We start from the raw sequence: 26,816 nt of genomic DNA, 5'->3' as shown, positions 1-26,816 counted from the left end.
TAGATATATAAGGAGGCTTAGACATGCTGTGGTTGCTGTTGGTTTTAATTATTTTTATTTTTCAGACCGGGACGATTCTGCTCTTTGAATTTCGCAAGCCGTCCAAAGCGGTAGCCTGGCTCTTTATTTTGTTTTGCTTCCCGCTCATTGGTTTTGTGGTGTACTATTTTGTTGCACAGGATTACCAGAAGCGCAAAGTGGTTCGTAAAGCAGGATCGCAGCTATTTCGTGAATTCCGTGAACGTCTGTGGGCGCAAACCAAGGTGATTGAAAATGTAGAGCAAATGCACAATCCCCATTTTAAGCATCAGGAGCGTCTGTTTAACCAGTTAATTCGTATGTCGGAAAACCCGTTGACAGGCTGCAACCGTACACGTGTGCTGACGAACGGGGAAGAAACCTTTGAGGCTATGCTGACAGCGATGGAACAGGCACAACATCATATCCATGTGGAGTTTTACATATTTCGAGCAGACGAAATCGGAAAAAAATTTCAGGAGGTCATGATCCGTAAGGCACGCGAGGGAGTTAAGGTACGATTCATTGTGGACGGCGTAGGGAGCTACAATTTACCCTATTCATTTATTCGTACCTGTAATGAGGCTGGGGTCGAATTTCATTATTTTCTACCGCCGTTTTTCGCCACGCTGGACCGCCGGATTAACTATCGTAATCACCGGAAAATCGTAGTGGTGGACGGCACGATCGGATTAGTGGGGGGAATCAATGTAGGCGACGATTATCTCGGAAAGTACCCCAAAGTGGGGTTTTGGAGGGATACGCATTTGCAGATTGAAGGAGATGGTGTCTATTTTCTGCAAAATGTGTTTCTTAGCGATTGGAAGCTGGCTTCGGGAGAGAGGCTGATGGACGTGAATTTATTTCCTCCACATACCTGCACAGGGGATGAGGAAGTACAGATTTTGAGCAGTGGTCCCGATCAGGTATGGGACACGATTCAGGAATTGTGCTTTGGAGCGCTCACGGTTGCCAAAAAGCGGATTTGGATAACGACGCCGTATTTTATTCCCGATCCGGGGATTTATGAGGCGCTGAAGCTGGCGGCCGTCAGTGGCATAGATGTGAAAATTATTATTCCCTACCAATCAGATTCAAAACTGGTTCACCTGGCGTCACTGTCCTATGTACAAGAATTGCTGGAGGCGGGAGTGGAGTTCTACCAATATCGAAAGGGATTTATCCATGCCAAAGTGGTGATTGTGGACGATTTGCTTGGCTCGGTTGGGACCGCCAATATGGACATGCGAAGCTTTTTCTATAATTTTGAGTTGACCGCTGTACTTTTTGCGACTTCTGCGTTAAAACGGCTTTCGGCAGATTTTGTAGAGGACATTTCCAACTCTTCAAAAATAGATTTGAACGTGTTCCGCAGACGTCCTCGATCTCAAAAAATAGCTGAAATTCTAACTCGCATGCTCTCTCCCCTCCTTTAGAGGCGGTTTTCGACGTTTTTATCAATATAATCCCGCTTTATTGTGATTTATGTGCTCTTTGCTAACTTTTTTGCGCAAAATCACAGTTTTATGATATACTAATCATATAACTAAGCGCCGTAAAGGAGAGGGGACTGCGGAGAGCAGCCCCTTTTTCGGTCTAATATACCATACTGTAACGGGGGGATTTATATATGAGTGTAGTGAGCAAGGAAGTCCAAAATCTGTCTGAGATCACAGATGTAACCGGAGAGTTGACCAAGATCAGCAAAATTCCAGCTAATCCAAAGAACAAAGTAAAACGCTTATTACAGCGTGCAGCCATGATCGTGGTTGGTGCAGCGCTGATGGCAGTGGGATTGGAAATATTCCTGGTTCCTAACGGCGTTATTGACGGAGGCGTTACAGGTATCTCCATTATGGCCTCCAAGATTACTGGTTATCCGCTCGGTATTTTCCTGACCCTGTTGAACCTTCCATTTTTACTTATCGGTTACAAACAAATCGGTAAAACCTTCGCTTTATCCACACTATTCGGCATCGTCGTTATGTCCATCGGAACTGCGTTACTTCACAATGTAAGTGCATTGACTCCTGGGGAACCGCTGCTTGGCGCTATCTTTGGGGGTGTCATTCTCGGCGTTGGGGTGGGTCTTGTGATTCGGTCCGGCGGCTCGCTGGATGGGACAGAGATCGTAGCTATTCTCGTCAGTGAAAAAACTCCTTTTTCGGTCGGTGAGATCGTACTGTTTGTTAATATTTTCATTCTGGGAAGTGCGGGTTTTGTGTTCGGTTGGCCGAATGCCCTGTATTCCATGATTGCTTATTATATTGCTATGAAAATGATTGATATTACGATTGAGGGTCTGGATCAGTCCAAATCGGTTTGGATTATTAGTGATAAATACCGTGATATCGGAGATGCCCTGACGGACCGTCTTGGACGGGGTGTAACTTATCTGGAAGGTGAAGGCGGCTTTACAGGCGAGAGCAAGAAAGTAATTTTCGTCGTCATTACCCGACTGGAGGAAGCGAAGCTCAAGAGCATCGTTGAGGATTGGGACCCGCACGCCTTCATTGCGATTGGTAATATTCACGATGTGAAGGGCGGACGTTTTAAGAAAAAAGGAATACACTAGCGCAAGGGGACAATTTCTCAGCCTATGGCTGCGGGGTTCGTCCCCTTTTTTGTGCTTCAAAGCATTGATCAGGTTGGGTGTGTTTTGGAACGCATATGCTTGAGGAGGTCCTCTACAGGCTGGGGAGGAACCTTGTCGATCAAGTCGCCTATCTGGTTTAACCGTTCTTCAATATTCAGCAAATGGTAATCCAGTGGTGACACATCCTGCCGTACCTCTTCCCAGGTTAGTGGAGTGGAGACCGTAGCGCCGGGACGTGCCCGTGGAGTATAAGGAGCGGCTAAGGTTTTTCCCTGATAATGCTGCAAATAATCAAAATAAATGGCTGTTCCGCGATCCTTCTTTAATCGTTCCAGTGTGAATAGATGCGGGTGCTTTTCCGTTACAAATTGTCCAACCAACAGTCCGATGCTGCGAAGCTCGTCAAAGGTTATGCCTGGACGGATCGGGACGATAATTTGTACACCCGTGGCCCCGGAGGTTTTGGGGACAGAGTCCAACCCAAGCGAAGCTAATACTTCGCCTACAATGGAGGCAGCCTCCATAATGCGTGGCTCGACCTCTCTGGATGGATCAAGATCAATCATCCATTCACAGGGCAGTTGGCTTCCTGATAGGTGCAGAGAGGGATGAAATTCCAACGCAGCTTGATTACCAAGCCAGAGTAGTTGGGGCAGCTTGCCAAGCACGATATACTCAATGCCATCATGCAGAGCGGTTTCAATGTAGTCTGGCCGAGGATGTGGGGCATTTTTCTGATAAAAAAAGTCCCCATGAATCCCATGTGGCCAACGGATGACAGTCAGTAGACGCTGATGGCAATATTTGAGCAGGAAGGGGGCCAATACCGCAAGCTTGCGAAGATATAGCGCCTTAGTTACACCTGCTTCGGGCCACAGCGGTTTATCCGGGTTTGTGATCGCAATTTCGTGACCTTCAATCGTAATCGTACCTTTAACAGCTCGTCCCATAGTGCTATGCTCCTTTGGCTAACATGCAGCAAGATCATTATTTACAGACAGCTGGCTGCACTTCTAAATCTACATAAGGTTTAACATGAACGTGCAGCACAGAATTTATCCATTAAAGGGATTGACAAGATACGCTATGTATCATAAATTATAATAAAAATACGATGTGTATCTATTAAAACGTCTTGAGCAGAGGTAGAGGAGGAATGTGCTTGATTGAAAAGCAAGGCGGAAAGCTAGTATTTTTGTTGAGTGTCCCTCGAAGTGGAAGCTCGCTGCTAACCGCCATTTTGCAAAACCATTCCCGTCTGTTTGCCACGCAGGAAATGTGGTTTCTGCTCAGTTTATATGATCTTCCTCAGTCACATGCCCGGCCATATGGAGGAACAGGAATACTCCGGCAATTTTTTAAAGGCATGGTTCCTCCACAGGTATTGGAGCAGGCCTCTCGTTCGTATGCACTTGAAATATATAATGGCCTGCTTGAAGGGACGACCGCTGATATGCTTATCGACAAATCACCGCGTTACTATACAGTGCTTGAATTTTTAGACCGTTTGTTCCCGGCTGCCCGCCGAGTATGGCTTATCCGCAATCCTTTAGCCATCGTGGCCTCGTTTAAAAAGGTTAATCAGCTCCGGGGCGGACACTTTCACCTGCTGAAGGAACTGGGGAGTCCGCATTTTAATATGAAAATGACAGATATTACGGTTGGTTTGTTCCGTTACGCTCATTATTTTGCCACACCTCATCCACTTGCATACCCGCTGATGTATGAACAGCTCGTAGCCAATCCAAGGATGGAGATCGAGAAGCTGTGTCATTTTCTGGGGATCCATTATGAGTCGGGAATGGAAAGGTACGGGAACTTTGCGAATACGCCTCAATCCAGTCTTTTTTATAGCATGGGAGCGGGTGATCCGTTTGTCATGGAGCATGAACAGGCGCATCAGAATTCGGTACATAGCTGGCAACATCTGTTGAGTACATTGGAAATTGAACTGTATTGCAGAAGTATTGGAGCTCGCTTGTTTAGGCAGCTTGGTTACGGGGAGGCGCTGGAACAGGCTGAGCAGATGACTGGAGTCCGTTTTGAAGATGATCCGGATGTAGAGCTGTTGAGTCGACGTACACACCAATTCCTCCAACAAAGTGGCTTTGAATGGAAGGCAGCTTATCGGATGCTGGAAGAACATGATGCAGATAACAGAGTATTCATGACAAATGCAACCCGTCATGCAGCACCTCACAACCTGGCAAGGATGGATATATCACAGGTCGTGAGTGATAGACGAATTCAATCGCTGGAAAACAGACTGGCACATAGCTTTGAAGAGCGGAACCGGCTTATCGAGCAGCTCCAAAGCTATCAGCGCCCTAGCCAAGGTATCGGATCCCGCCTATTTGCCCGTAAGCTCGGGCGCTGGGCGTCTGTAGTATTATCAAGTATCGGAAAAGAAAAAGGGGGGAGAACGTGAGTGCAATTGCCGGAATCTATAGATTTGGGCATGAGTCTGTATATGCTGAAGAAGGCGAGAGAATGATGCAAACTCTGCAAAAATATCCCGCTGACCGCGTGTGCACTTGGTGTGAAGGTTCCATTTTTTTGGGATGTCATGCCCAGCATGTGACCCCCGAATCTGTCCATGAGCGTCTTCCCTTCTATGATGAGCTGAGAGATTTGGCCATTACGGCCGATGCGATCATTGACAATCGTTCTGAGCTGTTTGAACGGCTAGCAGTTGAGCAGGGGCGGCGACAAGGTATCACGGACAGCGAGCTGATTTTGCTGGCATATGACAAATGGGGTGTAGATGCAGCAAGCTATCTGATAGGTGATTTTGCCTTTGTCATTTGGGATGCTAAGAAACATCGGTTATATGGTGCTAGAGATATGACAGGCAATCGTACGCTGTACACCTACCAATATGACGGAGGATTTGCGTTTAGCACGGTAGTCGCTCCGCTATGGGTTCTGTCCTCTCTGCGAAAAGAACTGCATGAACCTTGGCTGGCCGAATTCTTATCGATCCGTGCAATGCAGGAATCCGTCGATATTGGAACGACTGCCTACAAGCATATCAATCAGTTGCCTCCTGCACATTGGTTCACCATGGAAGAGGGAAAGCAATTGCTCCGTAAATATGCATGTCTGGATGAGGTAGAGCCGCTGCGGTTCAAAACAGGGGGCGAATACATAGAAGCTTTCCGCGAGGTGTTCTCACAGGCGGTAACTGCCCGATTACGGACGCATCGCGCCGTAGGGGCTGCCTTGAGTGGGGGATTGGATTCTGGAGCGGTTGCCAGCTTTGCCGCACCAGCGTTGCACTTACAACACAAGCCGCTACATGCCTACAGCTATGTACCTGTTCAAGATTTTACAGATTGGACACCGCCTACATTGCTGGCGAACGAACGCAGCTATATACAGTCCACAGCTCGCTATGTGGGCAACATTCATGAAAATTATATGGATTTTGAAGGGAAAAGTCCGTTTTCTGAAATTGATATTTGGCTGGAGTTGATGGAGGCTCCCTACAAATATTTTGAAAACTCCTTTTGGATCAGAGGTTTTTATGATAAAGCACAGGAACATAATGTCGGTGTTCTGTTGACTGGGGCACGTGGTAATTTTACCGTATCGTGGGGACCTGCAATGGATTATTACGCCCGTCAGTTTCGTCGTTTACATTGGCTGCAATCCTTGCAGGGAGTGTGGCGATACAGCAAGCTTACGGGCAATCGTATGTCTCATCTATTACCTGTGATGTTGAAAAAAGCCACTTCACTTGAAGCCCGTACATGGTTGCGACGCGGCAATCGAAGTCCGATTCCTTCACTGATTCACCCGGAGTTTGCCAAACGGATGAATGTAGAAGATATTCCTGTATTGAGTGGAACAGGTTGGAGGAAAAATGCCGATCAGACAAGAAAAGAGAAGTTTTCGAATTTGGCGATTGCCAACAAAAATGGTGTTATGGCGACCAAACTTTCACTTCGTTATGGCCTGTGGGAACGTGATCCGACCGGGGACAGCCGTGTAATTCGCTTTTGCTTATCGGTGCCTTTTGAACAATATGTACAAAACGGTCGGGACCGTGCTCTCATTCGTAAAGCTATGCGTGATCATCTCCCTGATGATGTTCGGTTGAACCAGCGGGTACGCGGCGTACAGCCTGCTGATTGGCTACATCGTATGCTCCCTTGCTGGGACACGTTTATGGGAGAACTGCAAGTGATGTGTCATGATTTGCGAGCTACCGAATATCTCAATATGGACTACATTAAGACGGCTATAGCGAAATACCGACATCCCCGTCCGGAGCAGGCATCTGATCCGAATATACGACTGTTTATGCACAGCCTGATCGTGTACCGTTTTCTCTGCGGTTTGAACTGATTTGGATCTATCCGATCGGACGGTGTGCCATTCGTGGGAGGGGAGGTGATGAGATGAGTAAAAAAGAATGGCAGGAACCGACGATTGAGGTGCTGGATATTAACCAGACTATGGCGGGTAAAGGCTGGAAACAGATTGATTGGGTGTCAGATCATGATGCCGATCTGTATAATCCTAGCTAATCGATCATTATACATGGGCCGATGCTGGACTGAGAGCCGAATAGCTTTATGATCACGAGCCGTCTTTATTTCTTTGGGGGTAGGTTGGACCCAAAGAAATAAAGACGGGATTTTAAGAACAGGGGAGTGGTTCTAGCGTGCATGACAGGAGTACCCATATCCGTCGGGTGAAATATACAGCCTTTGGACTCAGGATTGCCAGTGAGCTGACTCTGCCTGAGCTGATCCCGGCAGAACCGGGATTGGTAGAGGATGTGGTCATTCGACAGGTTGATTTGTCAGCATGGAGGGACCAACTGGAGCAGACCAATTTTGTAATGCAGGGTGAACGCTTTATGTTCCTAATACCGGGCACGGCCATTTATGCCATCAGGGGAGGCCAGGAAATCGAGGTAAGTATGTTACCTGGGGCTGATCCTGACACCGTGCGGCTGTTTGTACTGGGCACATGCATGGGTGTTCTACTGTTGCAAAAACGGATTTTACCTATTCACGGAAGTGCGGTTGCCATCGGAGGTCGGGCCTACGCATTTGTAGGTGAATCCGGCACGGGAAAATCGACTCTGGCTGCTGCCTTTAGACAGGCTGGCTATCAGATGATCAGTGATGACGTGATTGCTATAAACGTTACAGCTTCCGCAGCCATCGTATATCCGGCATATCCGCAGCAGAAGCTGGGGCTGGAAAGCTTGCTTCAACTGGAGGCATTACGGGAGAACAGGCATGTACGACAAAGAAAGCACGTTCTTTCCCTAACTGACGACAATCCTGTAAGGGCACAATACCGAGATTTGCGTAGGATCGCAGGTGAGTTCAATAAATATGCCGTGCCTGCTGCGGACAAATTTTATAACGATCCGCTTCCCCTGGGCGGCGTATTCGAGCTTGTGAGCGATTCTCCCAACCGTGAGTTGATGCGGGAAGGGGAGCCAGTGGCCGTTACGGAACAGCCCTTGAACAAACTGGAGTGCTTGCATACTTTACTACAGCATACATATCGTAGGGTGATCATTCCGCGAATGGGTTTGGGTGAATGGTATTTTGATACAGCGGCCCGGATGGCTCCGAAAGTGGAAGGCTGGCGACTGCTGAGGGATAGCTCCTTTTTTACGGCGTCCGAGGTTGTACAACGGGTACTTGAACTCATTCATAAGGAGGAAAAGAGTTATGGCAGCCACTGATCCAGCTAAGGATCATTATCGCGTCACGTATGGTGAAGAGGTCTATGTAAGTGATATGGACGGAGAAAAAGTGATGATGAGTATTCATACTGGAAAGTATTATAATTTGGGCTTCACAGGAGGACGGATCTGGGAACTGGCAGAATCCAGTCCTTCACTTGGAGATATTGTAACTGTCCTGATGAATGAATATGAAGTGGACGAGGAACAGTGCAGACAGCAGGTACATACCTTTGTAGCTGAATTGGAGCGGGAAGGATTGCTGAGACTCCTGCGGGAGTTGGACTAACATGTGGATACAACGGCTTCTTCTCTTGCCTCCAGAGGTCAGGAGATTGTTCCCGGAAGCCTGGCTGGAGCTGGGATGCGCGAGATTTCGCCAGCGTCGTTCTTTTGGAGATTACTCGGGGGCTTGGGGAAAATGCATGGAAGAAACTCCCTGGCAGTGTGAGATCGGGCAGGAGAAATCTATCCGTCACATTTCACAAGCTGTGGATTTGGCCAGCCGTTATACTCCTTGGCGCAGTAGCTGTCTTGTACAAGCCGCTGCCGCTATGACGTTGCTGGTACGCAGAAAACTGGACTGCACACTGTATCTGGGCACAGCCAAAAATGCTGCGGGACAACTGGCTGCACATGCATGGGTACGCAGTGGGCCGATCTATGTTACGGGAGAACGGGAGATGGGGGCGTTTACCGTGGTGGGAATATTCGGGAGACGTGCTGGGACAGCTACAAATACGAAGACAGCGGATAAAGGCAGTTCTTTGTTTTAGTGTGAGAAAAAAGAGTGTTCAAAGAATCGAAGGAGAAGAATCCATGACTACCAAGTCTATTTTGGAACTTGCGAATTGGAATGAGGATCGAGAATTCACGTTATTACTCTCTCTACTTCGTAAAGACGTCAATCTATGGCAGGATACGACGACTGCTTTCCAGCTGCAGGAGATGGATTGGTCCCGCTTGCTGCGTCTGACAGAACACCATCGTGTGGTACCTACAGTGTATCTCCAGCTGAAAACGTTGAATCACCCGTTCATCCCCGCAGAATTGATGCGAAACCTTCAGGCACAATATCAACGAAACACGCTGCGCATGCTCCAGCTTCAAGCAGAAGCCGAGCGTCTGACTAGGCTGCTCACAGCTCATGGAATCCGTGTGCTGATGCTGAAGGGTCCTGCTCTGGCGCAGCAATTATACGGGGATGTTTCCCTGCGTACCTCTAAAGACATTGATTTACTTATTGCCCCGGATGACATGGATGAAGCGGAGCATTGGATGAAGGAAGCCGGATATGCGTCCAAAAGCGGAGAAGTACGCGTCCTTGGTAGCTGGAAGTGGAAGGATCATCATGCCTCCTTCCTACATCCGCAAAAGAGGGTAGAAATCGAGTTGCACTGGCGGCTTCACCCGGATGGAGGGCGGGAGCCCTCCTTTGACGAGCTTTGGCACTGTCGGCAAATGGGGAAGGCTGCAGGAGTTCGAGCCAGTCAGATGGCACCGGCGACTTTTGTCGACAACAGGAATGTGATGACATCCTGTATGTATACGCTTGGCAGCGAACATCAATTTCTATACTTGAGCGCACACGGAGCGCGTCACGGCTGGTTCAGGCTGCGCTGGTTAGTGGACATCGACAGGCTTGCGGTACGCGCTGTCGATTGGGGGGTGCTACTGCCGCTAATGCGCCGTTACGGGGGCCTGCCTGCGGGCGGGCAGGCTTGGGCGCTGGCTGCTGCGCTGTTGGGTACGCCGATCCCGGAGCAGATGCGTCCGATATCGGCTACCCGGCAGGCGCACAGGCTTGCGCTGAGCGCGCTGGCCTTTATACAGGCCAGCGTCCCCGCGCCGTACCCGGTTGCCAATCGGGCGGGTACAGGCAGACTCGTTCGGTCAGAGCTGTTGCCCAGCGTAGCTTTGACCGAGTCGATGAATACCGCCCCTTTGAGTGGCGGTATTTCAGCCAGTGGAGCCGCAGGCGAAGCTGTTCTGTACGCCGTCAGTGACGCTGCTGATATATCGAAAGATGCCAGCAGTATCCTTGGTGACCCGGTGAATACAGTGAACACTGCTGTAAGCAGCCTTTCCAAGCCTGTAGGTGCTACTACAGTCGCCCCCAGTCCAGCCATTGCTGGAGCTACAACAACAGCGTTTACCCCTCAGCCGGTTAGTCGCGCTTACTTGCTTTCCTTAAAGGAGCCAAGGCACAGACTATGGTATCTCATCAGCCGTTTGTTTCCTTCTACGAGGGATTCAGTCGTTTTTCCACTGCCTCGCCAGCTGCATTTTTTGTATATTCCTTTACGTCCATTTCTTTGGCTGAAGCGGCGATTTACAAAGCACTGACCCGATAAGGAGTGTACATTATGACTCACCTGCGAATATATATGACCAAGCTGTATGCTGTGAACGGCGGGGCGTTAATTCTTAATATTGGATGTATGATCATCGTCAGCTTACTGGAAGGTGTCGGCATTTATATGCTTATTCCTATGCTGGCGGCCATCGGTGTATTTGGTGGTCATTCAGAAATGCCATTTCTGTCGGATGGATTTGATTATTTTTTGCCGTACATTCCTAAAAGCTGGCTGTTGCCGGGGATGTTAATGCTTTTCGTAGTGCTGCTTACAGGGCAGGCTTGGCTTCAGCGTTACCAGTCCATTCTCAGCTCGCGGATTCAGCAGCGTTTTATGCGTTGCCTTCGCATAGACGTATACACTTCCTTTATGAAGGCGCAGTGGGCTTTTTATTTGCGTCAGCGTAAATCTGATTTTAGCCACGTGATGACGACCGAGCTGGCGCGTGTCAGTCAGGGAACGAATTTGCTCCTTCAACTGACCACAGCCGTCATGTTTACGCTAATCCAGATTGCGCTGGCTTTTTGGTTGTCCCCTTCTTTAACCGGGCTGGTGTTTTTGAGTGGACTGGTGTTGTTTGTCGTGTTCCGTCGCTCCATCCGAAATGCCAAACAATTAGGTGATCGTACCACTGAACTGTCACAGGTTTATTTTGCCGGAATTACGGATCATATGAACGGGATGAAAGATATTAAAAGCAATCTGCTGGAAGCGGCGAATATCCATTGGTTTCGCTCTCTGACACAGCGTATGGAGGATAATACGACTCAGTTTGTTCGACAAAATGCGACCACGCAGTTTTTTCATCGCATAGCGGCAGCTGTTTTTGTCGTTAGTGTCCTATTTGTGTCGCTCCAGTGGCTGCATGTTACACCTGAAAGATTGATTGTGCTCATCCTTATATTTTCCCGCTTATGGCCAAGGTTTGCCCTTATTCAAGCGAGCCTGGAATACATCATGTCTATGATCTCTGCTTTTGAGAGTGTAACCAAAGTGCAACAAGAATGCGAGGCTTTCTCAGACCCCTCGTTGATCGGGCTTACATCTTCTAAGGCTCATGTCCCATTCGATTCATCGGTATATCATCTACCATCTATATCTGCACGGCAACCCCTATCCCTTCGTAATGGAATAGAATGCAGCCATTTGGATTATTGTTACGAGGGTGCGGCAGAACCTACACTACGTCATATTAATTTGTTCATACCCGCCCGGGGAATGACCGCCATTGTAGGCAAATCAGGAGCAGGCAAAAGCACCTTGGTTGATGTCCTGATGGGTTTTTTACGCCCAACTGAGGGACAGATTAAAATCGATGGTCATGTGCTGGATGACGAATTGCTGCCGCTGTGGCGGCAGTCGTTTGGTTACGTGTCACAGGACCCATTTCTGTTCCATGCGACCGTCCGCGAAAATTTGAAGCTGGCTGATGAGGATGCCAGTGAACAGCAGCTATGGGAGGCGCTACATTTTGCAGCCGCAGACAACTTTGTATCCAGACTGCCTGAAGGGCTGGACACGGTCATTGGTGATCGCGGGATCCGTCTGTCCGGGGGAGAGCGTCAACGGCTGGTATTAGCGAGGGCCATTTTGCATCATCCTCCTGTACTTATTTTGGATGAAGCGACAAGTGCGCTGGATGGTGAGCATGAGGCTGCAATTCAGGCAGCATTGGAACGGATGAAAGGTCAAATGACGTTGATCGTGATCGCTCACCGTCTGTCAACGATCAGACATGCGGATCAAATTGTTGTAATGGATCAAGGTAAGGTCATACAGCAGGGAAACTACCGCCAATTGGAAGAAGAGGAGCGGGGGGCGTTTAGTCAGCTACTATCGTATCAAAGCAGTATCAGCGCCGCCCCTTAATCAGACTTTTCTGTAAAGCTCAAGTTTCTTTGCGTTTGGTGGTGCTTCTTCTCTTTTTGACTGGAGTCGGAGAGAGGGTGTCGCCTGCCACAGCCTGCTGTGCTGTCACGGCTGCTGGTTTACGCGTAGGACGTTTTTTCGCAGCAGGACCAGGATCGGTAACGACAGGCTTCACTGCCTCAATACTGGCTTGAAGGGCAGCCATTAAGTCAACCACATTGGTCTGAGGCTGTGTTGGGGCAATTCGCACCTCTTCACCAGCCACTTTATGCTGGATAAGATCCAGCAGACGCTCGCGATACTGATCCGTATACTTTGCTGCATCAAAAGGGGTAGACAGCTGCTCAATCAGCATTTTTGCCATGGTCAGCTCTTTCTCTTTAACCTCCTCCTGTCCAGGTAAGTTGGGAACTTGAGCAATGGGACGGATTTCGTCCGGGTAAAACATGGTCTCCACCGCCAAGCATTCATCCAGCACGCGAATGGCTGCCAGACTACTTTTCGAGCGGATGGAGATTTGGGCAATCCCGATTTTTCCGGTATCCTTCATTGCATTCATGAGCAGCTTATACGCATTCGAGCCAGCCTGATCCGGGGACAAATAATATGTTTTTTGAAAGTAGATCGGATCAATTTCCTGTAAATCCACAAAGTCCAAAATTACGATATTTTTATCGGCTTGTCCGCTAACTTGCTCCAGTTCTTCCTTGTCGAACATGACAAATTTTCCTTTTTCATATTCGTACCCTTTTCCAATTTCCTCCCATTCAACCTCCTTATCACAAACAGGGCACTTCCGTACATAGCTTAGTGGACTCCCACACTCCTTGTGAATATAACGCATGGAAATGTCCTTGTCCTCAGTTGCTGAGAACATTTTAACTGGCACATGAACCAGCCCGAAGCTGATCGCGCCTTTCCAGACCGTATGCATACCGCCAGTCCTCCTTTTTTTAATCCGCATATTTCATATTCGATTCCGGGCACCCGGGCTGTGAGCATTTCATTTTTCACTTAGTATGCTTCGTACAAAAGATTGTATGAGATGCAAATGAAGGCTGCGAATTGCTTTCACTTGCGCATGGTTTCGGTTTTTTTGGTGAATGTTAAGCCATATCCGATTCAAAGGAGGTATACAACTGATGCCTAGAAAACCCTATCCTCAGCAGATCAGTCATCGTGTGGGGCAAAGTCACATTGCCTTTCGAGGGCCTGCTGGAGGCGAACAGGATGCATTGCCGCCCGAGTTTGCTCTTTCACATGGAACGCCGCCGCCTTTTCCCGTAGCTGTCGCTCATGTAGATATGGAGGCTGTAGTTTCAACATCGCCTTCTCATAGCTTTCCTTCATTGGATGTGGAACGGATTATAGACGAAGACTAGGTGACCTATATTTTAAATTTTGCACAAAAAAATGAGTAGGAGGAGAACAGCATGAACGTGGAACGAGCAAAAGCCATTTATGATTCATCCGAAACGATTGCCGTCCAATTGGATGGCAAACCGATTTGGATTGAGCATGTAGATGAAGCGAATGGTATGGCAACGGTACAGATCGGCAGCAGACCTGGCGATACACAAACCGTTCGTGTAGATCGATTGGAAGAACAATAGAAGAGAGACTCCAACCTAAAAAGGCTCGCAATTGCTCAATGAGCAATTAGCGAACCTTATTTTATATAATGAATGCGATTATGAAGACAAGTTAAACGCCAGACAAGTTAATTTGAAGGTGGAACTGATTTTTTACACTGCAATGGTCTTCAAATGTGGAGAAACCATCAACTCAGCCTCTGTTGCCATTTGAACATCTTCCACCGACAAACCTGGAGCAATTTCCTTGAGCATCAGCCCTTTACCCGGAATAACATCGATGACACCCTTTTCGGTTACGATGGTCTTTACCACATTTACAGCGGTTAGGGGCAGCTTGCATTGTTTCAGTATTTTCGGCGCCCCATTTTTGTTCACATGCTCCATGGCTACAATCACTCTCTTGGCTCCAACCACCAAATCCATGGCTCCGCCCATGCCTGGCACCTTCTTCCCTGGGATCATCCAGTTTGCAAGGTTGCCTTTCTCATCGACCTCCAGGGCACCCAGAACGGTAACGTCCACATGCCCTCCACGTATAATGGAAAATGAAAGCGCACTGTCAATATAGCAGGCTCCTTTCACGGTTGTAACGTAGTTTCCGCCTGAATCGATACAATCGAGTCTTTCTTTTCCCGGAGCTGCTTTGGGGCCAACGCCGACGATTCCGTTCTCCGCCTGCAGCATAATATTAACGTTTTCGGGGATGTAGTCCACCGCCATTGTAGGCAATCCAATACCAAGATTAACCACTTCACCATCTTTGAATTCTTGGGCTATTCTTCTAATAATCAATTCTCTATTATTCATTATCTCCACCCACCTTTACAATCGCGTCGACAAATATTCCGGGAACGTTGATATGATTGGGGTCGATTTCCCCCGCTTTCACGTATTCGTCTGTCTGAGCAACTACATACTCGGCTGCGGTAGCCATCACCAAATTGAAGTTGCGTGAAGAGCCGTTGATGACAAGGTTCCCTGCTTCATCAGCTTTGTGGGCTCTGATAAGCGCCACATCGGCTTTGAGCGGTAGTTCGAGCAGATATTCTCTTTCGTCAATTTTGATTTTCTTTTTTCCTTCCTCTACAATGGTGCCTACACCTACGGGGGTTAAAATACCACCCAAACCAGCTCCGCCTGCGCGTATTTTTTCAGCGAGCGTCCCTTGCGGGAAGAGTTGAACATCCGCTTCTTTCGTCATCAGGAGTCTTCCCGTTTCCGGATTGGAGCCGATATAGGATGCAAAAATCCGCTTGACTCTGCCACTTTTCACAAGTCTATAAATAGATAATTCCGGTGTGCCTGTGTCATTGGAAATGATCGTAAGATTATCAGCGGAATTTGAGTCGACAAGCGCACGCACCAGCTCCTCCGGAATGCCTCCTTGCATAAAACCTCCAACCATCACCGTGTCTCCGTCTTTAATTTTCTTAATTGCTTCTTCAGCGGAGTTTACTTTTTTATTCATGGTTCCGTCTCCTTATCTATTTTTAGGAAAGCAAACTTTATTGGAGATAATCGTATAGGACTCTTCCATATGGAAGCGTTAAATCGGCAATAAAATGTTTTCCGCCAACATAAGTTTTAACCGGCAAATCTGCCACAGGAGCATTGACATGGGGGATCAAGCTTAATCTGGCAGGCCCTGACCAGGCTCCTTTTACATTAATATTTTCAAGATTATATGCCACTAGCTGAGCAATTTTAGGAGTGCCGTCCACATCAGGAATTAATTTTAAATTAACTTGCGTTTTTGCGATGGCTTTAGCCGTTTCCTTTTCATCAAGCACGTTATATTTGAAAGGGGTGGTTCCCATAGCTACCAGGACGTTATTGTAATGCAATGTACCCGTCAGCGTCTCTGTATCCTCAACGACCAGGCGAGGCTTCGCCCATTTTTTCGGAAATCCCCAGATTTCACGTCCCCCCAGAATAGCAGGTGCATTATCCAAATACATTTGGGCAACAAAATTACACGGTTCTCCCTGAAAAGTACACGGAATGACAATACCGCTTTCCTCATAGCTTCCCAAACCGGATGAATCGGGCATTTTGATCCATTCATAGGAGACCGTATTACTTCCATCTGGCTGAAGTGGTTCCGGGACCGCCTGTCTTATCGCAGCGGGATCGGATTCATAGGTAATAATGAAGAATTCCCGGTTGATGAAGCGGCATGGCGGGCGTCCATAACTGCCGCTGGCCGCAGGCATGGATTGAAGTGAAAGTACATCTTTTTGATTCATAGCGATCTCCCTTCCTTTTTAAGAGGTATTTCAACAATCATTGAAAACGAACTTTAAATGAGTGCATTTTCAACCAGCATTGCTATTCCCATTCCCGTTCCGATGCATAACGAGACTACGCCGTAACGTGAAGATCTGCGCACCATTTCATGAACTAACGTAACCAATACCCTAGCACCGCTTGCACCAACAGGATGACCGATTGCGATCGCGCCGCCATTGACATTGACCTTTTCCGGACTGACTCCCAGCTCTTTTTGCACCGCTAGTGCTTGTGCAGCGAACGCTTCATTAATTTCAAAGAGATCAATGTCATCAATCGACATTCCCTGTTTCTTAAGCAGTGACGAAATGGCTTTTACCGGTCCCATTCCCATATATGCAGGGTCAACACCAACAAGCGAGTAACCTTTGATATATGCCAACGGCTTTAACGCATGTTCCTTACATTTGTCTTCCGACACGACTAACATAGCCGCCGCACCATCATTGATTCCCGAAGCATTTCCGGCAGTAACTGTTCCGTTCTCTTTAAACGCAGGTTTCAAGTTTGAAAGTTTTTCTTTCGTCGTATTTCCTCTTATGTGTTCGTCTTCTGTGAAATAAGTAGTTTCTTTTTTGTTTTTAATCATGACCGGAACAATTTGCTCTTCAAAAAACTTGTTGTTTTTTGCTTCGAAAGCCTTTATCTGGCTTTCATAGGCGAATGAATCTTGCTCCAGTCTTGAGATTCCATATTTTTCGGCAACATTTTCGGCGGTAATTCCCATATGGTAATGGTTGATCGGGCATGTTAGGCCGTCGGCCACCAGGGAGTCTACCAATTCACCGTTGCCAAGCTTGTAGCCGTTTCTTGCATTTTTTAGCAGATAAGGGGCGTTCGACATGCTCTCCATGCCTCCAGCCAAGACGATGTTTCCTTGCTCCGCCAATATTGAATCGTAAGCTAACGCGACGGCATGAAGTCCTGAACCGCAAACCGTGTTTATCGTTGATTCGGGTACATCAATGGGGATACCCGCTTTTAGTGCCGCCTGTCTGGCAGGATTTTGACCATTGCCCGCTTGAAGAACATTTCCCATAAAAATTTGATCAATCAAAGAAGGCTCCAATTTACTTTGCTGCAGGCATGCTGTCATCACGGTTGCTCCCAATTCAGGAGCGCTTAGAGGCGCAAGGGTTTTGTTAAAAGAACCGACCGCTGTTCTCAACGGGCTTACTATAGCTACTTTTTTCATAAAAACTCACATTCCTTTCGCTGTGTTCGAGACACAATACATCCATGACTGCACTTCAATTCATACTTTCCGGTCCTAACCTACGAAACGTAGAAACTGCAAGATACATTTACATGCGGGCATATCATGGTGCCTAAGACAGTGAGTATAATGGTCCGATCGCCTTCTTTCGTTGCTGGAAATTAAAACCAGAATTATCATAGTTCTAATACAGATTTTGCTCAATGTTCAAATCTTTACATATATCCAAATATAGAGCCATATCTTCCACAATAAATAGGCCATCCTAATGTTTTCTGTTAATTTCTTGATCTTTCTGAAAATTGTGATCAAAAATTGAATTTTATGTTAAATATGAAATTTCAAATCAACCTGTGAAAATAATTTCTTAGCAAATCATTTAGATCATCGCAGGGGAGGAAATCCCTTTATATGTAAATTTGTAACTGACTTATAGCATCTAAAAAAGCTAGGCAAGTTGCCAATCAAAATGAATACATTTGGAATTCGGATAAACATAAATCCATATAAGCCTGAGCCACCTATAGCATTGACGTTATAACGTCAGTGTTTTTTATTTGCTCGCGTGAACAAAAAAAGAAGCCGACCTGCTTGAAAGCAATCGGCTTGGAACGTAAAAAATTCACTTCTACATTTCACGAAAAATGTACATCTGCCGTTGTGAGCAAACGTGCAAAACGATTACCTAGCACGGCATTGTGATGAGCTACGATTTGTTCGCCGCTCAGTACCTCGCTATCAAATGTACTATGCGCATCCGATACGAGCACGTTGTTCTGGTATCCCAGACTATAGGCGCTTCGGCAAGTCGTGTCGAGACAAAATTCAGTCTGCATCCCAGCAATAATCAGCTGTTCCGCCCCCAATTCCTGGAGCACATCACGTAATTCAGTTTGGTAGAAGCTGTCCCAGGATGATTTTCGGACAATTCGTTCATGAGGAAGAGGACGCACCACGTCGGCGATGGCCCAGCCTACACTGTTTTCCCGGAAATCCTCATCCGCTTCATCGGTATGCTGCACGAAAATTACTGGTGTGCCGATAGCTCTGGCTTCGGTCAAAAGCTGCTGCAAATGCGCTACAACTTCCTGCTCACGATACAGCTTCTCATCATACATGAACATTGCCTGCTGAACATCAATCAAGAGTAAAACGGTTTGTCCCATCAGTTTGATTCCCTCCTTGTGTGTAACACTTAACTTACAATAGCATGTCTTCATGCCTTGCGGCGACATAAGGTGAACTATATAATAAAGAACAAGTTGGAACGGTCCGATTCGGACGAAAGGTGATTAAAAGATATGACAATTTCGCAGGAACAGTTTGTATTCCGTTCTGTCTCAGAGGCACAGACTGGGACATTAGCAGGTTTTTTGGCAGCCCAAGCGGTTCCCGGAACCGTGATTGTGCTGGATGGAGATCTGGGAGCGGGCAAGACTGCTTTTTCCAAGGCTTTTGCCAGCCATTTAGGTGTACCGGGTATCGTAAATAGTCCAACCTTTACTCTCATTAAGGAGTACGAGGGCCGATTGCCTTTGTATCATATGGATGTATACCGGATTTCCCAAGACGAGGCGGAGGATCTTGGACTGGACGAATATTTTTATGGGACAGGAGTATGTCTGGTGGAATGGGGTAGTATTATACCGGATATGTTGCCGGATCAGCGGCTTCACATGTATATAGAAACAACGGATGTAGGGGAGCGCTTGATTCACCTGACAGGGTACGGCGAGCCTTATGAACAATGGTGCCGCATTTTGCGGGAGAATGGAGTTTGAACCATGCAAAGAGAGCATACAGATGTAAATGAAAAGCCGCGTGAGCGGTTTTTGACGTTAGATACAGCGACGACCGTAATGGCGGCCGCCCTAATGAACGGAAAAGAGCTGCTGGGAGAAAGTAACGTTTATGGCGAACGCAATCACTCGGTGCATGTCATTACCGAGCTGGAACGGCTCTTGAGCGAAGCAGGACTGACACGCGATGATGTGGACGGTCTTGCAGTAGGGGTTGGACCGGGATCTTACACCGGTATCCGAATCGCGGTGACCGCAGCCAAAACACTAGCTTGGGCCTGGGGCGTTCCGGTGACATCCATTTCCACTTTGCACGCTTTGGCGTGGGGTGGTTGGAACCGTGGTATCGAGCTGAAGGGGCAAGAAGGTAAACATGAGTCTGTGAATAACGACTCGCCCGGGGCGCAGGCAGCAGATTGGATTGTACCTGTGCTGGATGCGCGCCGCGGTCAGGTGTACACGGGGCTGTTCGTCGCAAATACAGTTAAAGACATCGGTAGCCCGCAGCGGTTAGAGCCGGATGCCATCCGGTTGATGACTGCGTGGACCGATGATTTGCTGCAACGTTTGGAGGTTTTGCCTGCCGAGGAGCGTCCTGCGGTTATTTGGCTCGTCGGTGAAACGGCGGTTCACGCCGAAACAGCCGAGCGCTTGCGTGCATGGAGCGAGCTTCGTATCGTGCCTTATGAACTGGAAGGAAAATGGGTTGGCCGCCTTGGGGCGGATAAGCTGCTTCGTCAGGAATATGACGAGCTACATACGCTGGTTCCGAATTATACCCAGCTGGCGGAGGCGGAAGCCAATCTGCTTCGTCAGCGCTGAAGAGGCGGTGAGCAACATGGCAAAGAACATACAGCGGGAAGAGAAACTTGAGTTTCGCTTAATGCAACTGGATGACATCCCCGATGTGCTGGAGATTGAGCATGAAGCGTTCACGTTGCCGTGGACGGAGGAAGCCTTCCGCAATGAGCTGACAATGAATCATTTTGCTAAATATATGATTATGGAACTTAATGGACGAGCTATTGGTTACGCAGGTATGTGGACGATTATGGATGAGGCCCATATTACGAATATTGCGGTTCGTGAGGCTTATCGTGGACGCAAGCTTGGACACAAGCTGTTGGATGAGCTGATGCAGACCGCATCTTATTTAGGGATGGAGCGTATGACCCTAGAGGTACGGGTAACGAACCGGATCGCTCAGGGCTTGTATGAGAAAAAGGGCTTTAAGCCCGCGGGTGTGCGCAAGGGCTATTATTCGGATAATAACGAGGATGCCGTGATCATGTGGGCGGATCTTCCCGCACACGGGGCATCCGGTGAACAGGAAGGAAGCGTGCAGGAGCAATGACGCAAGCGGAAAAAGCAGGTACAGGCTCTGCCTCTGGCGAGCCTTGCTATATACTGGCAGTGGAAACGAGTTGTGATGAAACGGCAGTTTCTGTCGTGAAAAATGGCACAGAGGTGCTTTCGAATCTGATTTCCAGTCAGATTGAAACACACAAAGCCTTTGGCGGTGTTGTGCCAGAGGTAGCATCACGTAAACATGTGGAAAGCATTACCTACATGCTGGATGAGGCTATGCAAACATCGGGAATCAGTCCCCGCGAGATTTCAGCGGTTGCCGTGACACAAGGACCAGGACTGGTTGGCGCATTGCTGGTTGGTATTGTCGCCGCTAAGAGCGCTGCTATGGCGTTCGGCAAACCGCTAATCGGAACGCATCATATTGCGGGACATATTTATGCCAATCAGTTGGAGCATGATATTGTATATCCGTGCATTGCTCTTGTGGTGTCAGGGGGGCATACCGAGCTGGTGCTGATGGAATCCGAAGGGCAATTTCAGCTTATTGGTCGTACGAGGGATGATGCGGTTGGAGAAGCCTACGACAAAGTAGCGCGAGCCATCGGATTTCCGTATCCCGGCGGTCCGCATGTGGATCGTGTAGCTCATGAATCGGAGGAAGTGGTTACTTTGCCGCGTGCATGGCTGGAGCCGGATTCTTATGATTTTAGCTTTAGCGGCTTGAAATCGGCGGTGCTGAATGTAATTAACCAGACGAAAATGCGCGGAGAAACCGTTCATGCGGGAGCGATTGCAAGAGGCTTTCAAGAGTCGGTCGTAGAGGTGCTGGTAGAAAAAGCGATTCGCGCTATGCGTGAATACGGTGCGAAGCAGCTGCTGCTTTGCGGCGGAGTTGCTGCCAATCGTGGACTACGTACAGCATTGCGGGAACGCTGTGAGCGTGAAGGCATCAAACTGCTTGTACCATCCATGAAATACTGTACAGATAATGCAGCGATGATCGGTGCCGCAGCATACGCCAAGTGGAAGCGCGGAGAATTCACCTCATTGGACATGAAAGCTGATCCAGGGCTGTCTCTGGAAGAGTGGTCTGTTCAAACTTAATTGAACGAATAGGAAGGACACGACACATCTTTGGGGTCGTGTCTTTTCTGTTTCGCGCTATACATATATATAAATAGAGTTTCAAGAGGATAAAATACAGGAGTTTGAGCGTATGAATGCCGGTATCTTATTTCCTCGCATGATTCGTCACAATGGTTCACGATTTTTCATGTTCCACCAAAAAAATTATCAAAATTTTATACTGCCCGAATAATGATGTGATTTGTCAAGTTGTGAACAAAGTTATCCACATATACCGTTAAAAATGTGGATAAATAGGCTCAAAGCAAGCAGGATAAGACTTTTAGCAGATAGCTGGATGGGGGATATATCATAGCTATAGTGATTGTGAAATCTGTGGATAATGTGGATAAAATGGTGGATAAATTTGGTTTTCATTTGAAGTTGGCGGTTTATCAATAAAAAAATGGCCTAAAAGGCCATTTTCCAATATCGTCCATGCACAAAATCTGTGGATATTCTTGTGTACAAAAAATAGAAGAGGGAAATGTGAAATTTTTATGGCTAAGATTTTATGCAGCAGCTTTTATGCCTCAAGCAGTTCCTCCCAGGATGCATAGGTTTCAGTCAATTCCTGTTTATGGGTGTCGAGTTGTGCCTGAATATTCTGAAGTGCTGTGTAATCCTGATAAATCTCAGGCAGGGTCATTTGTTCTTCCAACCCTACAATTTGTTCTTCCAGCGTTTTGATCTTGTTTTCCAATGTCTCCAGCTTGCGTTGACGGCTGCGTTCCTCGCTTTTGGCTTGTTTGTCTGCCGCATAGGTGGCCGCGCGTGATTTGGGAGTGGTCTCGTCTGTTACAGATGCAGAGGCAGACGATGTTTTGCCACGAGTGGACTGACTTGCCTCGAGAGCTTCCTGTGCGATTTCCTCCAACTCTTGTTTTTTAGCTACATAGTCATCATAATTCCCCAGGAAATGTTCTATCCCTTCAGGATGAAGCTCAATGACACGTTCAGCCATTTTGTTAAGGAAATAACGGTCATGGGAGATGAACAACAGTGTACCGTCATAGTCCATCAGAGCCGCTTCCAGCACTTCCTTGCTAAACAGATCCAGATGGTTGGTAGGCTCATCGAGAATTAATACGTTGGCTTCACGCAGCATTAGCTTGGCCAGTGATACGCGGGCTTTTTCTCCTCCGCTTAATGAAGCTACCTTTTTCAGTACATCGTCACCGCTAAATAGGAAATTACCCAGCACTGTCCGAATCCGTGCTTCTTCCATATGAGGGTACTCGCTCCATAACTCCTCCAGTACGGTATTGGCGGGGTTCAGGTTTGTCTGCTCCTGGTCATACAGACCGATTTTGATCTTCGTACCCCAGTGGATGGACCCAGCAGCAGGTTTAAGTGAGCCGGTCAGGCATTTGAGTAAAGTCGATTTTCCGATCCCGTTCGGACCAATCAGTGCCACCGTATCTCCTCGTTTTAAGTCAAAGGAGGCATGCTGAAATAAAGGCTTTTTCCCCTCATACGCTACGGAAAGGTCGCGTACCTCTAATACTTCCTTACCCGACATATAGGCGGTTTCAAACGAAAAGTGGGCTTTTTTCAAATCGCCCATAGGTCGATCCATACGATCCATTTTATCTAGCTGCTTGCGGCGGCTTTGGGCACGTTTGGTTGTAGAGGCTCGCACGATGTTGCGTTGTATAAATGCCTCCATCCGTGCGATCTCCTCTTGCTGCTTTTCGTAATGCTTGAGGTTTGTTTCGTACTCGGCAGCCTTTAGTTCCATATAGCGGCTGTAATTGCCTGTATAGCGAGTGGAGCGATGGCGTTCGATTTCAACAATCGTCGTCACCAGTCGATCCAGAAAATATCGGTCATGTGATACGACCAGCAGGGAGCCGGAGTAGCCACGCAAATAGTCTTCCAGCCAGGTCAATGTCTGAATATCCAGATAGTTGGTAGGCTCATCGAGCATAAGGACATCTGGAGCGAGCAGTAGGATGCGTGCTAGCGCAAGCCTGGTTTTTTGACCTCCGCTCAGGGTGACTACAGGCGTCTCGGGTGCAAATGAACCAAAGCCCATGCCGTGTAGCACGCTGCGAACACGGGTCTCCATTTCATAACCGCCGTGATCCTTGAACCAGTCTGAGCGTCGTGCATAGCGTTCAAGCAGATCGGCATAACGCTTTTCGTTCTGCGCATTGGCCGGATCAGCGATTTCCTGCTCCATCTGCCGAAGTTCCCTTTCTGCTGCAATCAGCGGTTCGAACACCAGCATCATCTCATCCCAGATCGAACGATCAGAATCCAAACCGCTGTTTTGCGCCAAATAACCGATGCTGGTTTCCTTTGCTTTAAAGATTTGTCCACTGTCATAGGATATTTCACCAGCAATGATTTTGAGCAGGGTCGATTTGCCTGCACCGTTCACACCTACCAGTCCAATACGTTCACGTTCCAATATTTGAAGGTTAATCCCGTCCAGAACGGGCTCAATTCCATAGGATTTAGTAATTCCGGTTACTTGCAATAGCATAGCGTATCGTTCCTCCATTACATTTTGCACAGTTCTTCCTGCCTTTTTCGCAGGTACCTTCCTTCCAGTTTACATGAAATTACCCACTATTGCACTGCTTTCACCCCCTAAACCCTTGAGCCGTGTGTAGTCAATTTGTATAAACAATGATAAACTTAAACGAGAAGTGAAAAAGAATGAAAAAAACTTGCAACGTACAGCACTTACTGACAAATGGGACAATTGTAACGTTTTGATGATTATCGACGATTGTGCGGGAGGGCGGATGTGTGGACGTCTGTAATGTGAAGAACGCGCTACGTGTACAGCAACGGGAAGCGCGTGACTCCATGGACCCGCTGACAAGGCAGAAGGCATCGGCTGTGGCCTGTCGGCATGCAATCGAGGCATGGGAGCAGCTTAGAATAGACAGAAACGGGGATAAGCTAACCTTATTTAGTTATCTCTCTTTTGGCAGCGAGATTTCTACGACTCCCCTCATTGAGCATTGTTGGTCACAGGGAGATCGTGTCCTGGCCCCGAGAGTGGATTCGGTAACCCGAACCATGGAGCTGAGGGAGATGGATCAGTATGGAAATATGGTACCCGGCGTATGGAACATTCCTGAGCCTGCATTGACATGCAAGGAATGGTTGCCTGAAATGTGGACGGGAATCGACTGGGTTGTTGTGCCCGGCTTGGCCTTTGATCGTCGTGGAGGCAGGATCGGCTATGGCGGAGGCTACTATGATCGCTTTACCGCACAGGTAGAGGCAGTGAAGCGTAATAATGGTTCCGTAGGTCCGCTTTATGTCTCGCTGCTGTTGCCGGGACAATTGTTGGCACAAGTACCCATGGAGCCGGGAGATTTGCGAGTGGACGTGCTGTTTACACCGGAAGGACGCTTAGATTGTAATCATGCAAAATCCACAAAAGATGAATGAAGTAAAGTTGGGTATGTGAAAGGAGCTGTGAGGGAGTCATGGATTCCTTTACTCATTTTAACGAACAGGGACGGGCTCGTATGGTAGATATTTCGGGCAAAACGTCTACGGTTCGTACAGCAGTCGCCGTGACTCAGATTACGATGAACCCGGCTACATTGACGGCTGTAAAAGAAGGAAGAATCGGCAAGGGTGATGTACTTGCTGTAGCTCAGGTCGCAGGGATTCAAGGTGCGAAAAAAACGTCAGACTGGATACCGATGTGTCATCCGCTGGCGCTGACAGGCGTGAACATTACTTTTTCCGATAATGGACATGATGTGCTTCATATTGAAGTTGAAGTGAAGACCGAGGGTAAGACAGGTGTAGAAATGGAAGCTTTGACAGCGGCTTCAGCCGCAGCGTTAACCGTGTATGATATGTGCAAGGCGCTGCAAAAAGATATGATCATCGGCCCTACCATGCTGCAATCCAAAACGGGTGGCAAGCATGGTGATTTTCAAAGGGAGGACCACCAGAAACCTTGACATAGACAACATTGTCGCCGAGAGGGTACTGTGATGTGATGGAGGATGCAGCGTGGCTGTTTCTGATTTTCAGAAGAGAAAGTATTCTTTCATGATAGGAGAAGGGTGATCTTATGGTGTGGAAAACGGCGATCCTAACAGCCAGTGATAAAGGGGCAAGGGGAGAGCGTGAGGATACAAGCGCACAGGTCATCCGGGAACTCGTCGAAGAAGAACTGGGCGGAGAGATTGTGGAATACCGGATCGTTCCCGATGAACCGGATGAGATTATTGCGGCTTTAATCGAAATGACCGATTATTTTCATGCAGACTTGGTGCTTACTACAGGCGGAACCGAACTGGCGATCCGTGATGTGACACCTGAGGCGACCAGACGGGTCGTGGAACGGGAAGTGCCAGGTATGGCGGAAGCCATGAGAATGATCGTGATGCAGAAAAATCCGGCGGCCATGCTTTTTCGTGGAATCGTGGGGATACGTGGACGTACGTTGATTGTCAATTTACCAGGAACGCCCAAAGGCGTGCATGAAAATTTGGCAGCGATTATGGATCAACTCCCGGAAGCGTTGCTTATGGTGACAGGTCAGTTTCGGTAGAAGGCAGCCCGTGTGTGTGGTATGATACCTGTAAGAATTTATAAGGCCGTATACGGACAGAGGTTCTCATTTTGTCCGTCAACATAAGGAGGATTACTACACATGCCCAATATTGGAGCACCGGGTTATATTTTGTTAATTATTCTGGCGCTGCTGCTATTTGGTCCGAACAAGCTGCCTGAGCTGGGCCGAGCTGTAGGGCGTACATTCCGTGAATTTAAAAACGGGGCACGCGATATTTTATCTGAAGATGAACGGACTGGGCGGAAAGAAAGCAAAGATAGTGTGGTCCAAGCATCACAGACAACGCCTTCAGAAGTTCAAACTCAGCCTGAGGATAAACGCTTGTCATAGATTTAGTTATTTATTTTTGCTGCTTGTATAATGAACA

General features: G+C 47.8%; 28 protein-coding genes. 20 read left to right on the top strand and 8 right to left on the bottom strand.

What is annotated here, in order from left to right:
* Positions 1–23 precede the first annotated feature (23 nt).
* Positions 24–1,454 (top strand): cardiolipin synthase, encoded by a 1,431-nt coding sequence (gene cls, locus ACU1JV_RS07480; RefSeq protein ID WP_413985733.1) that lies wholly within the window; start codon positions 24–26, stop codon positions 1,452–1,454.
* Between the two features lie 194 nt (positions 1,455–1,648).
* Positions 1,649–2,593, top strand: a complete 945-nt coding sequence (locus tag ACU1JV_RS07475; protein ID WP_013369852.1) for a YitT family protein — start codon at positions 1,649–1,651, stop codon at positions 2,591–2,593.
* Positions 2,594–2,661: 68 nt separating this feature from the next.
* Here the strand turns inward: ACU1JV_RS07475 and ligD are convergent, their stop codons facing one another.
* Complete coding sequence (gene ligD / locus ACU1JV_RS07470) at positions 2,662–3,564, bottom strand: non-homologous end-joining DNA ligase (protein WP_413985734.1); 903 nt, start codon at positions 3,562–3,564, stop codon at positions 2,662–2,664.
* Positions 3,565–3,770: 206 nt separating this feature from the next.
* Between ligD and ACU1JV_RS07465 the strand changes: the two genes are divergently transcribed.
* The 8 genes from ACU1JV_RS07465 (at position 3,771) to ACU1JV_RS07430 (ending at position 12,553) form a co-directional block, all read left to right on the top strand.
* Complete coding sequence (locus tag ACU1JV_RS07465; RefSeq protein WP_014599541.1) at positions 3,771–5,042, top strand: sulfotransferase family protein; 1,272 nt, start codon at positions 3,771–3,773, stop codon at positions 5,040–5,042.
* Positions 5,039–6,964, top strand: a complete 1,926-nt coding sequence (locus ACU1JV_RS07460) for an asparagine synthase-related protein (protein WP_413985735.1) — start codon at positions 5,039–5,041, stop codon at positions 6,962–6,964. The genes ACU1JV_RS07465 and ACU1JV_RS07460 overlap by 4 nt, the downstream gene beginning before the upstream one ends.
* 53 nt (positions 6,965–7,017) lie before the next feature.
* Positions 7,018–7,146 (top strand): paeninodin family lasso peptide, encoded by a 129-nt coding sequence (locus ACU1JV_RS07455; protein WP_013369856.1) that lies wholly within the window; start codon positions 7,018–7,020, stop codon positions 7,144–7,146.
* Positions 7,147–7,283: 137 nt separating this feature from the next.
* Entirely contained in the window at positions 7,284–8,327 is a 1,044-nt protein-coding gene (locus ACU1JV_RS07450) for a serine kinase (RefSeq protein WP_413985736.1), read from the top strand.
* Positions 8,314–8,616, top strand: coding sequence for a lasso peptide biosynthesis PqqD family chaperone (locus tag ACU1JV_RS07445; protein WP_040101899.1), 303 nt, complete (start codon positions 8,314–8,316; stop codon positions 8,614–8,616). Before ACU1JV_RS07450 ends, ACU1JV_RS07445 begins: the two co-directional genes overlap by 14 nt.
* A gap of 1 nt (position 8,617) precedes the next feature.
* Entirely contained in the window at positions 8,618–9,103 is a 486-nt protein-coding gene (locus tag ACU1JV_RS07440) for a lasso peptide biosynthesis B2 protein (RefSeq protein WP_064962369.1), read from the top strand.
* A 43-nt stretch (positions 9,104–9,146) separates the two neighbouring features.
* Positions 9,147–10,673, top strand: coding sequence for a nucleotidyltransferase domain-containing protein (locus tag ACU1JV_RS07435; protein WP_413985737.1), 1,527 nt, complete (start codon positions 9,147–9,149; stop codon positions 10,671–10,673).
* Between the two features lie 20 nt (positions 10,674–10,693).
* The gene (locus ACU1JV_RS07430) at positions 10,694–12,553 is read left to right on the top strand and encodes an ABC transporter ATP-binding protein (protein ID WP_413985738.1); all 1,860 of its coding nucleotides are present in this window, start codon (positions 10,694–10,696) and stop codon (positions 12,551–12,553) included.
* Between the two features lie 19 nt (positions 12,554–12,572).
* Here the strand turns inward: ACU1JV_RS07430 and ku are convergent, their stop codons facing one another.
* Positions 12,573–13,487 (bottom strand): non-homologous end joining protein Ku, encoded by a 915-nt coding sequence (ku, locus tag ACU1JV_RS07425; RefSeq protein ID WP_064962366.1) that lies wholly within the window; start codon positions 13,485–13,487, stop codon positions 12,573–12,575.
* A gap of 208 nt (positions 13,488–13,695) precedes the next feature.
* Between ku and ACU1JV_RS07420 the strand changes: the two genes are divergently transcribed.
* Together ACU1JV_RS07420 and ACU1JV_RS07415 are read left to right on the top strand one after the other, a co-directional pair.
* The gene (locus ACU1JV_RS07420) at positions 13,696–13,935 is read left to right on the top strand and encodes a hypothetical protein (protein ID WP_013369863.1); all 240 of its coding nucleotides are present in this window, start codon (positions 13,696–13,698) and stop codon (positions 13,933–13,935) included.
* Between the two features lie 51 nt (positions 13,936–13,986).
* Positions 13,987–14,166 carry an H-type small acid-soluble spore protein gene (locus tag ACU1JV_RS07415; protein ID WP_013369864.1) on the top strand — a complete coding sequence of 60 codons (180 nt, stop codon included), beginning with the start codon at positions 13,987–13,989 and terminating at the stop codon, positions 14,164–14,166.
* 132 nt (positions 14,167–14,298) lie between these two features.
* Here ACU1JV_RS07415 and ACU1JV_RS07410 read toward each other — a convergent pair whose 3' ends face one another.
* The 5 genes from ACU1JV_RS07410 to ACU1JV_RS07390 form a co-directional block, all read right to left on the bottom strand.
* Positions 14,299–14,955 (bottom strand): 3-oxoacid CoA-transferase subunit B, encoded by a 657-nt coding sequence (locus ACU1JV_RS07410; RefSeq protein ID WP_039276907.1) that lies wholly within the window; start codon positions 14,953–14,955, stop codon positions 14,299–14,301.
* The gene (locus ACU1JV_RS07405) at positions 14,948–15,616 is read right to left on the bottom strand and encodes a CoA transferase subunit A (protein WP_013369866.1); all 669 of its coding nucleotides are present in this window, start codon (positions 15,614–15,616) and stop codon (positions 14,948–14,950) included. Before ACU1JV_RS07405 ends, ACU1JV_RS07410 begins: the two co-directional genes overlap by 8 nt.
* A 37-nt stretch (positions 15,617–15,653) precedes the next feature.
* The gene (locus ACU1JV_RS07400) at positions 15,654–16,394 is read right to left on the bottom strand and encodes an acetoacetate decarboxylase (RefSeq protein WP_413985740.1); all 741 of its coding nucleotides are present in this window, start codon (positions 16,392–16,394) and stop codon (positions 15,654–15,656) included.
* A gap of 53 nt (positions 16,395–16,447) precedes the next feature.
* Complete coding sequence (locus tag ACU1JV_RS07395) at positions 16,448–17,632, bottom strand: acetyl-CoA C-acetyltransferase (protein ID WP_025674939.1); 1,185 nt, start codon at positions 17,630–17,632, stop codon at positions 16,448–16,450.
* 656 nt (positions 17,633–18,288) lie between these two features.
* Positions 18,289–18,819, bottom strand: a complete 531-nt coding sequence (locus tag ACU1JV_RS07390; protein WP_413985741.1) for a cysteine hydrolase family protein — start codon at positions 18,817–18,819, stop codon at positions 18,289–18,291.
* A gap of 135 nt (positions 18,820–18,954) precedes the next feature.
* On the opposite strand from ACU1JV_RS07390, the gene tsaE reads away from it, so the two are divergent.
* From tsaE to tsaD, 4 genes are read left to right on the top strand one after another with little or no spacing between them, the layout of a single operon-like run.
* A complete protein-coding gene (gene tsaE, locus ACU1JV_RS07385; RefSeq protein ID WP_013369870.1) occupies positions 18,955–19,434 on the top strand; it encodes a tRNA (adenosine(37)-N6)-threonylcarbamoyltransferase complex ATPase subunit type 1 TsaE in 480 nt (159 codons plus the stop codon).
* Positions 19,435–19,437: 3 nt separating this feature from the next.
* Positions 19,438–20,274 carry a tRNA (adenosine(37)-N6)-threonylcarbamoyltransferase complex dimerization subunit type 1 TsaB gene (tsaB, locus tag ACU1JV_RS07380; RefSeq protein WP_413985742.1) on the top strand — a complete coding sequence of 279 codons (837 nt, stop codon included), beginning with the start codon at positions 19,438–19,440 and terminating at the stop codon, positions 20,272–20,274.
* A gap of 16 nt (positions 20,275–20,290) precedes the next feature.
* Positions 20,291–20,806 (top strand): ribosomal protein S18-alanine N-acetyltransferase, encoded by a 516-nt coding sequence (rimI, locus tag ACU1JV_RS07375; protein WP_413985743.1) that lies wholly within the window; start codon positions 20,291–20,293, stop codon positions 20,804–20,806.
* On the top strand, positions 20,803–21,867 hold the full coding sequence (gene tsaD, locus ACU1JV_RS07370) for a tRNA (adenosine(37)-N6)-threonylcarbamoyltransferase complex transferase subunit TsaD (protein WP_013369873.1): 1,065 nt from the start codon (positions 20,803–20,805) through the stop codon (positions 21,865–21,867). The genes rimI and tsaD overlap by 4 nt, the downstream gene beginning before the upstream one ends.
* 547 nt (positions 21,868–22,414) lie before the next feature.
* On the opposite strand, the gene ACU1JV_RS07365 is transcribed toward tsaD, so the two are convergent.
* On the bottom strand, positions 22,415–24,379 hold the full coding sequence (locus tag ACU1JV_RS07365; protein WP_413987553.1) for an ABC-F family ATP-binding cassette domain-containing protein: 1,965 nt from the start codon (positions 24,377–24,379) through the stop codon (positions 22,415–22,417).
* A 269-nt stretch (positions 24,380–24,648) separates the two neighbouring features.
* Between ACU1JV_RS07365 and ACU1JV_RS07360 the strand changes: the two genes are divergently transcribed.
* The 4 genes from ACU1JV_RS07360 (at position 24,649) to ACU1JV_RS07345 (ending at position 26,779) form a co-directional block, all read left to right on the top strand.
* A complete protein-coding gene (locus tag ACU1JV_RS07360) occupies positions 24,649–25,302 on the top strand; it encodes a 5-formyltetrahydrofolate cyclo-ligase (protein WP_013369875.1) in 654 nt (217 codons plus the stop codon).
* A 38-nt stretch (positions 25,303–25,340) separates the two neighbouring features.
* On the top strand, positions 25,341–25,829 hold the full coding sequence (gene moaC, locus ACU1JV_RS07355) for a cyclic pyranopterin monophosphate synthase MoaC (protein WP_013369876.1): 489 nt from the start codon (positions 25,341–25,343) through the stop codon (positions 25,827–25,829).
* A 113-nt stretch (positions 25,830–25,942) separates the two neighbouring features.
* A complete protein-coding gene (locus tag ACU1JV_RS07350) occupies positions 25,943–26,425 on the top strand; it encodes a MogA/MoaB family molybdenum cofactor biosynthesis protein (protein WP_013369877.1) in 483 nt (160 codons plus the stop codon).
* Positions 26,426–26,527: 102 nt separating this feature from the next.
* A complete protein-coding gene (locus tag ACU1JV_RS07345; RefSeq protein ID WP_025674943.1) occupies positions 26,528–26,779 on the top strand; it encodes a twin-arginine translocase TatA/TatE family subunit in 252 nt (83 codons plus the stop codon).
* Positions 26,780–26,816: the final 37 nt, after the last annotated feature.

Source organism: Paenibacillus sp. T2-29 (assembly GCF_052921365.1).
This window is presented reverse-complemented; position numbering and strand designations above follow the sequence as displayed.

Coding starts and splice junctions, on each gene's coding strand:
- cls (WP_413985733.1), top strand. CDS start 24: ATGCTGTGGTTGCTGTTGGTTTTAATTATTTTTATTTTTCAGACCGGG.
- ACU1JV_RS07475 (WP_013369852.1), top strand. CDS start 1,649: ATGAGTGTAGTGAGCAAGGAAGTCCAAAATCTGTCTGAGATCACAGAT.
- ligD (WP_413985734.1), bottom strand. CDS start 3,564: ATGGGACGAGCTGTTAAAGGTACGATTACGATTGAAGGTCACGAAATT.
- ACU1JV_RS07465 (WP_014599541.1), top strand. CDS start 3,771: ATGTGCTTGATTGAAAAGCAAGGCGGAAAGCTAGTATTTTTGTTGAGT.
- ACU1JV_RS07455 (WP_013369856.1), top strand. CDS start 7,018: ATGAGTAAAAAAGAATGGCAGGAACCGACGATTGAGGTGCTGGATATT.
- ACU1JV_RS07445 (WP_040101899.1), top strand. CDS start 8,314: ATGGCAGCCACTGATCCAGCTAAGGATCATTATCGCGTCACGTATGGT.
- ACU1JV_RS07440 (WP_064962369.1), top strand. CDS start 8,618: ATGTGGATACAACGGCTTCTTCTCTTGCCTCCAGAGGTCAGGAGATTG.
- ACU1JV_RS07435 (WP_413985737.1), top strand. CDS start 9,147: ATGACTACCAAGTCTATTTTGGAACTTGCGAATTGGAATGAGGATCGA.
- ACU1JV_RS07430 (WP_413985738.1), top strand. CDS start 10,694: ATGACTCACCTGCGAATATATATGACCAAGCTGTATGCTGTGAACGGC.
- ku (WP_064962366.1), bottom strand. CDS start 13,487: ATGCATACGGTCTGGAAAGGCGCGATCAGCTTCGGGCTGGTTCATGTG.
- ACU1JV_RS07420 (WP_013369863.1), top strand. CDS start 13,696: ATGCCTAGAAAACCCTATCCTCAGCAGATCAGTCATCGTGTGGGGCAA.
- ACU1JV_RS07415 (WP_013369864.1), top strand. CDS start 13,987: ATGAACGTGGAACGAGCAAAAGCCATTTATGATTCATCCGAAACGATT.
- ACU1JV_RS07410 (WP_039276907.1), bottom strand. CDS start 14,955: ATGAATAATAGAGAATTGATTATTAGAAGAATAGCCCAAGAATTCAAA.
- ACU1JV_RS07405 (WP_013369866.1), bottom strand. CDS start 15,616: ATGAATAAAAAAGTAAACTCCGCTGAAGAAGCAATTAAGAAAATTAAA.
- ACU1JV_RS07400 (WP_413985740.1), bottom strand. CDS start 16,394: ATGAATCAAAAAGATGTACTTTCACTTCAATCCATGCCTGCGGCCAGC.
- ACU1JV_RS07395 (WP_025674939.1), bottom strand. CDS start 17,632: ATGAAAAAAGTAGCTATAGTAAGCCCGTTGAGAACAGCGGTCGGTTCT.
- ACU1JV_RS07390 (WP_413985741.1), bottom strand. CDS start 18,819: ATGGGACAAACCGTTTTACTCTTGATTGATGTTCAGCAGGCAATGTTC.
- tsaE (WP_013369870.1), top strand. CDS start 18,955: ATGACAATTTCGCAGGAACAGTTTGTATTCCGTTCTGTCTCAGAGGCA.
- tsaB (WP_413985742.1), top strand. CDS start 19,438: ATGCAAAGAGAGCATACAGATGTAAATGAAAAGCCGCGTGAGCGGTTT.
- rimI (WP_413985743.1), top strand. CDS start 20,291: ATGGCAAAGAACATACAGCGGGAAGAGAAACTTGAGTTTCGCTTAATG.
- tsaD (WP_013369873.1), top strand. CDS start 20,803: ATGACGCAAGCGGAAAAAGCAGGTACAGGCTCTGCCTCTGGCGAGCCT.
- ACU1JV_RS07365 (WP_413987553.1), bottom strand. CDS start 24,379: ATGCTATTGCAAGTAACCGGAATTACTAAATCCTATGGAATTGAGCCC.
- moaC (WP_013369876.1), top strand. CDS start 25,341: ATGGATTCCTTTACTCATTTTAACGAACAGGGACGGGCTCGTATGGTA.
- ACU1JV_RS07350 (WP_013369877.1), top strand. CDS start 25,943: ATGGTGTGGAAAACGGCGATCCTAACAGCCAGTGATAAAGGGGCAAGG.
- ACU1JV_RS07345 (WP_025674943.1), top strand. CDS start 26,528: ATGCCCAATATTGGAGCACCGGGTTATATTTTGTTAATTATTCTGGCG.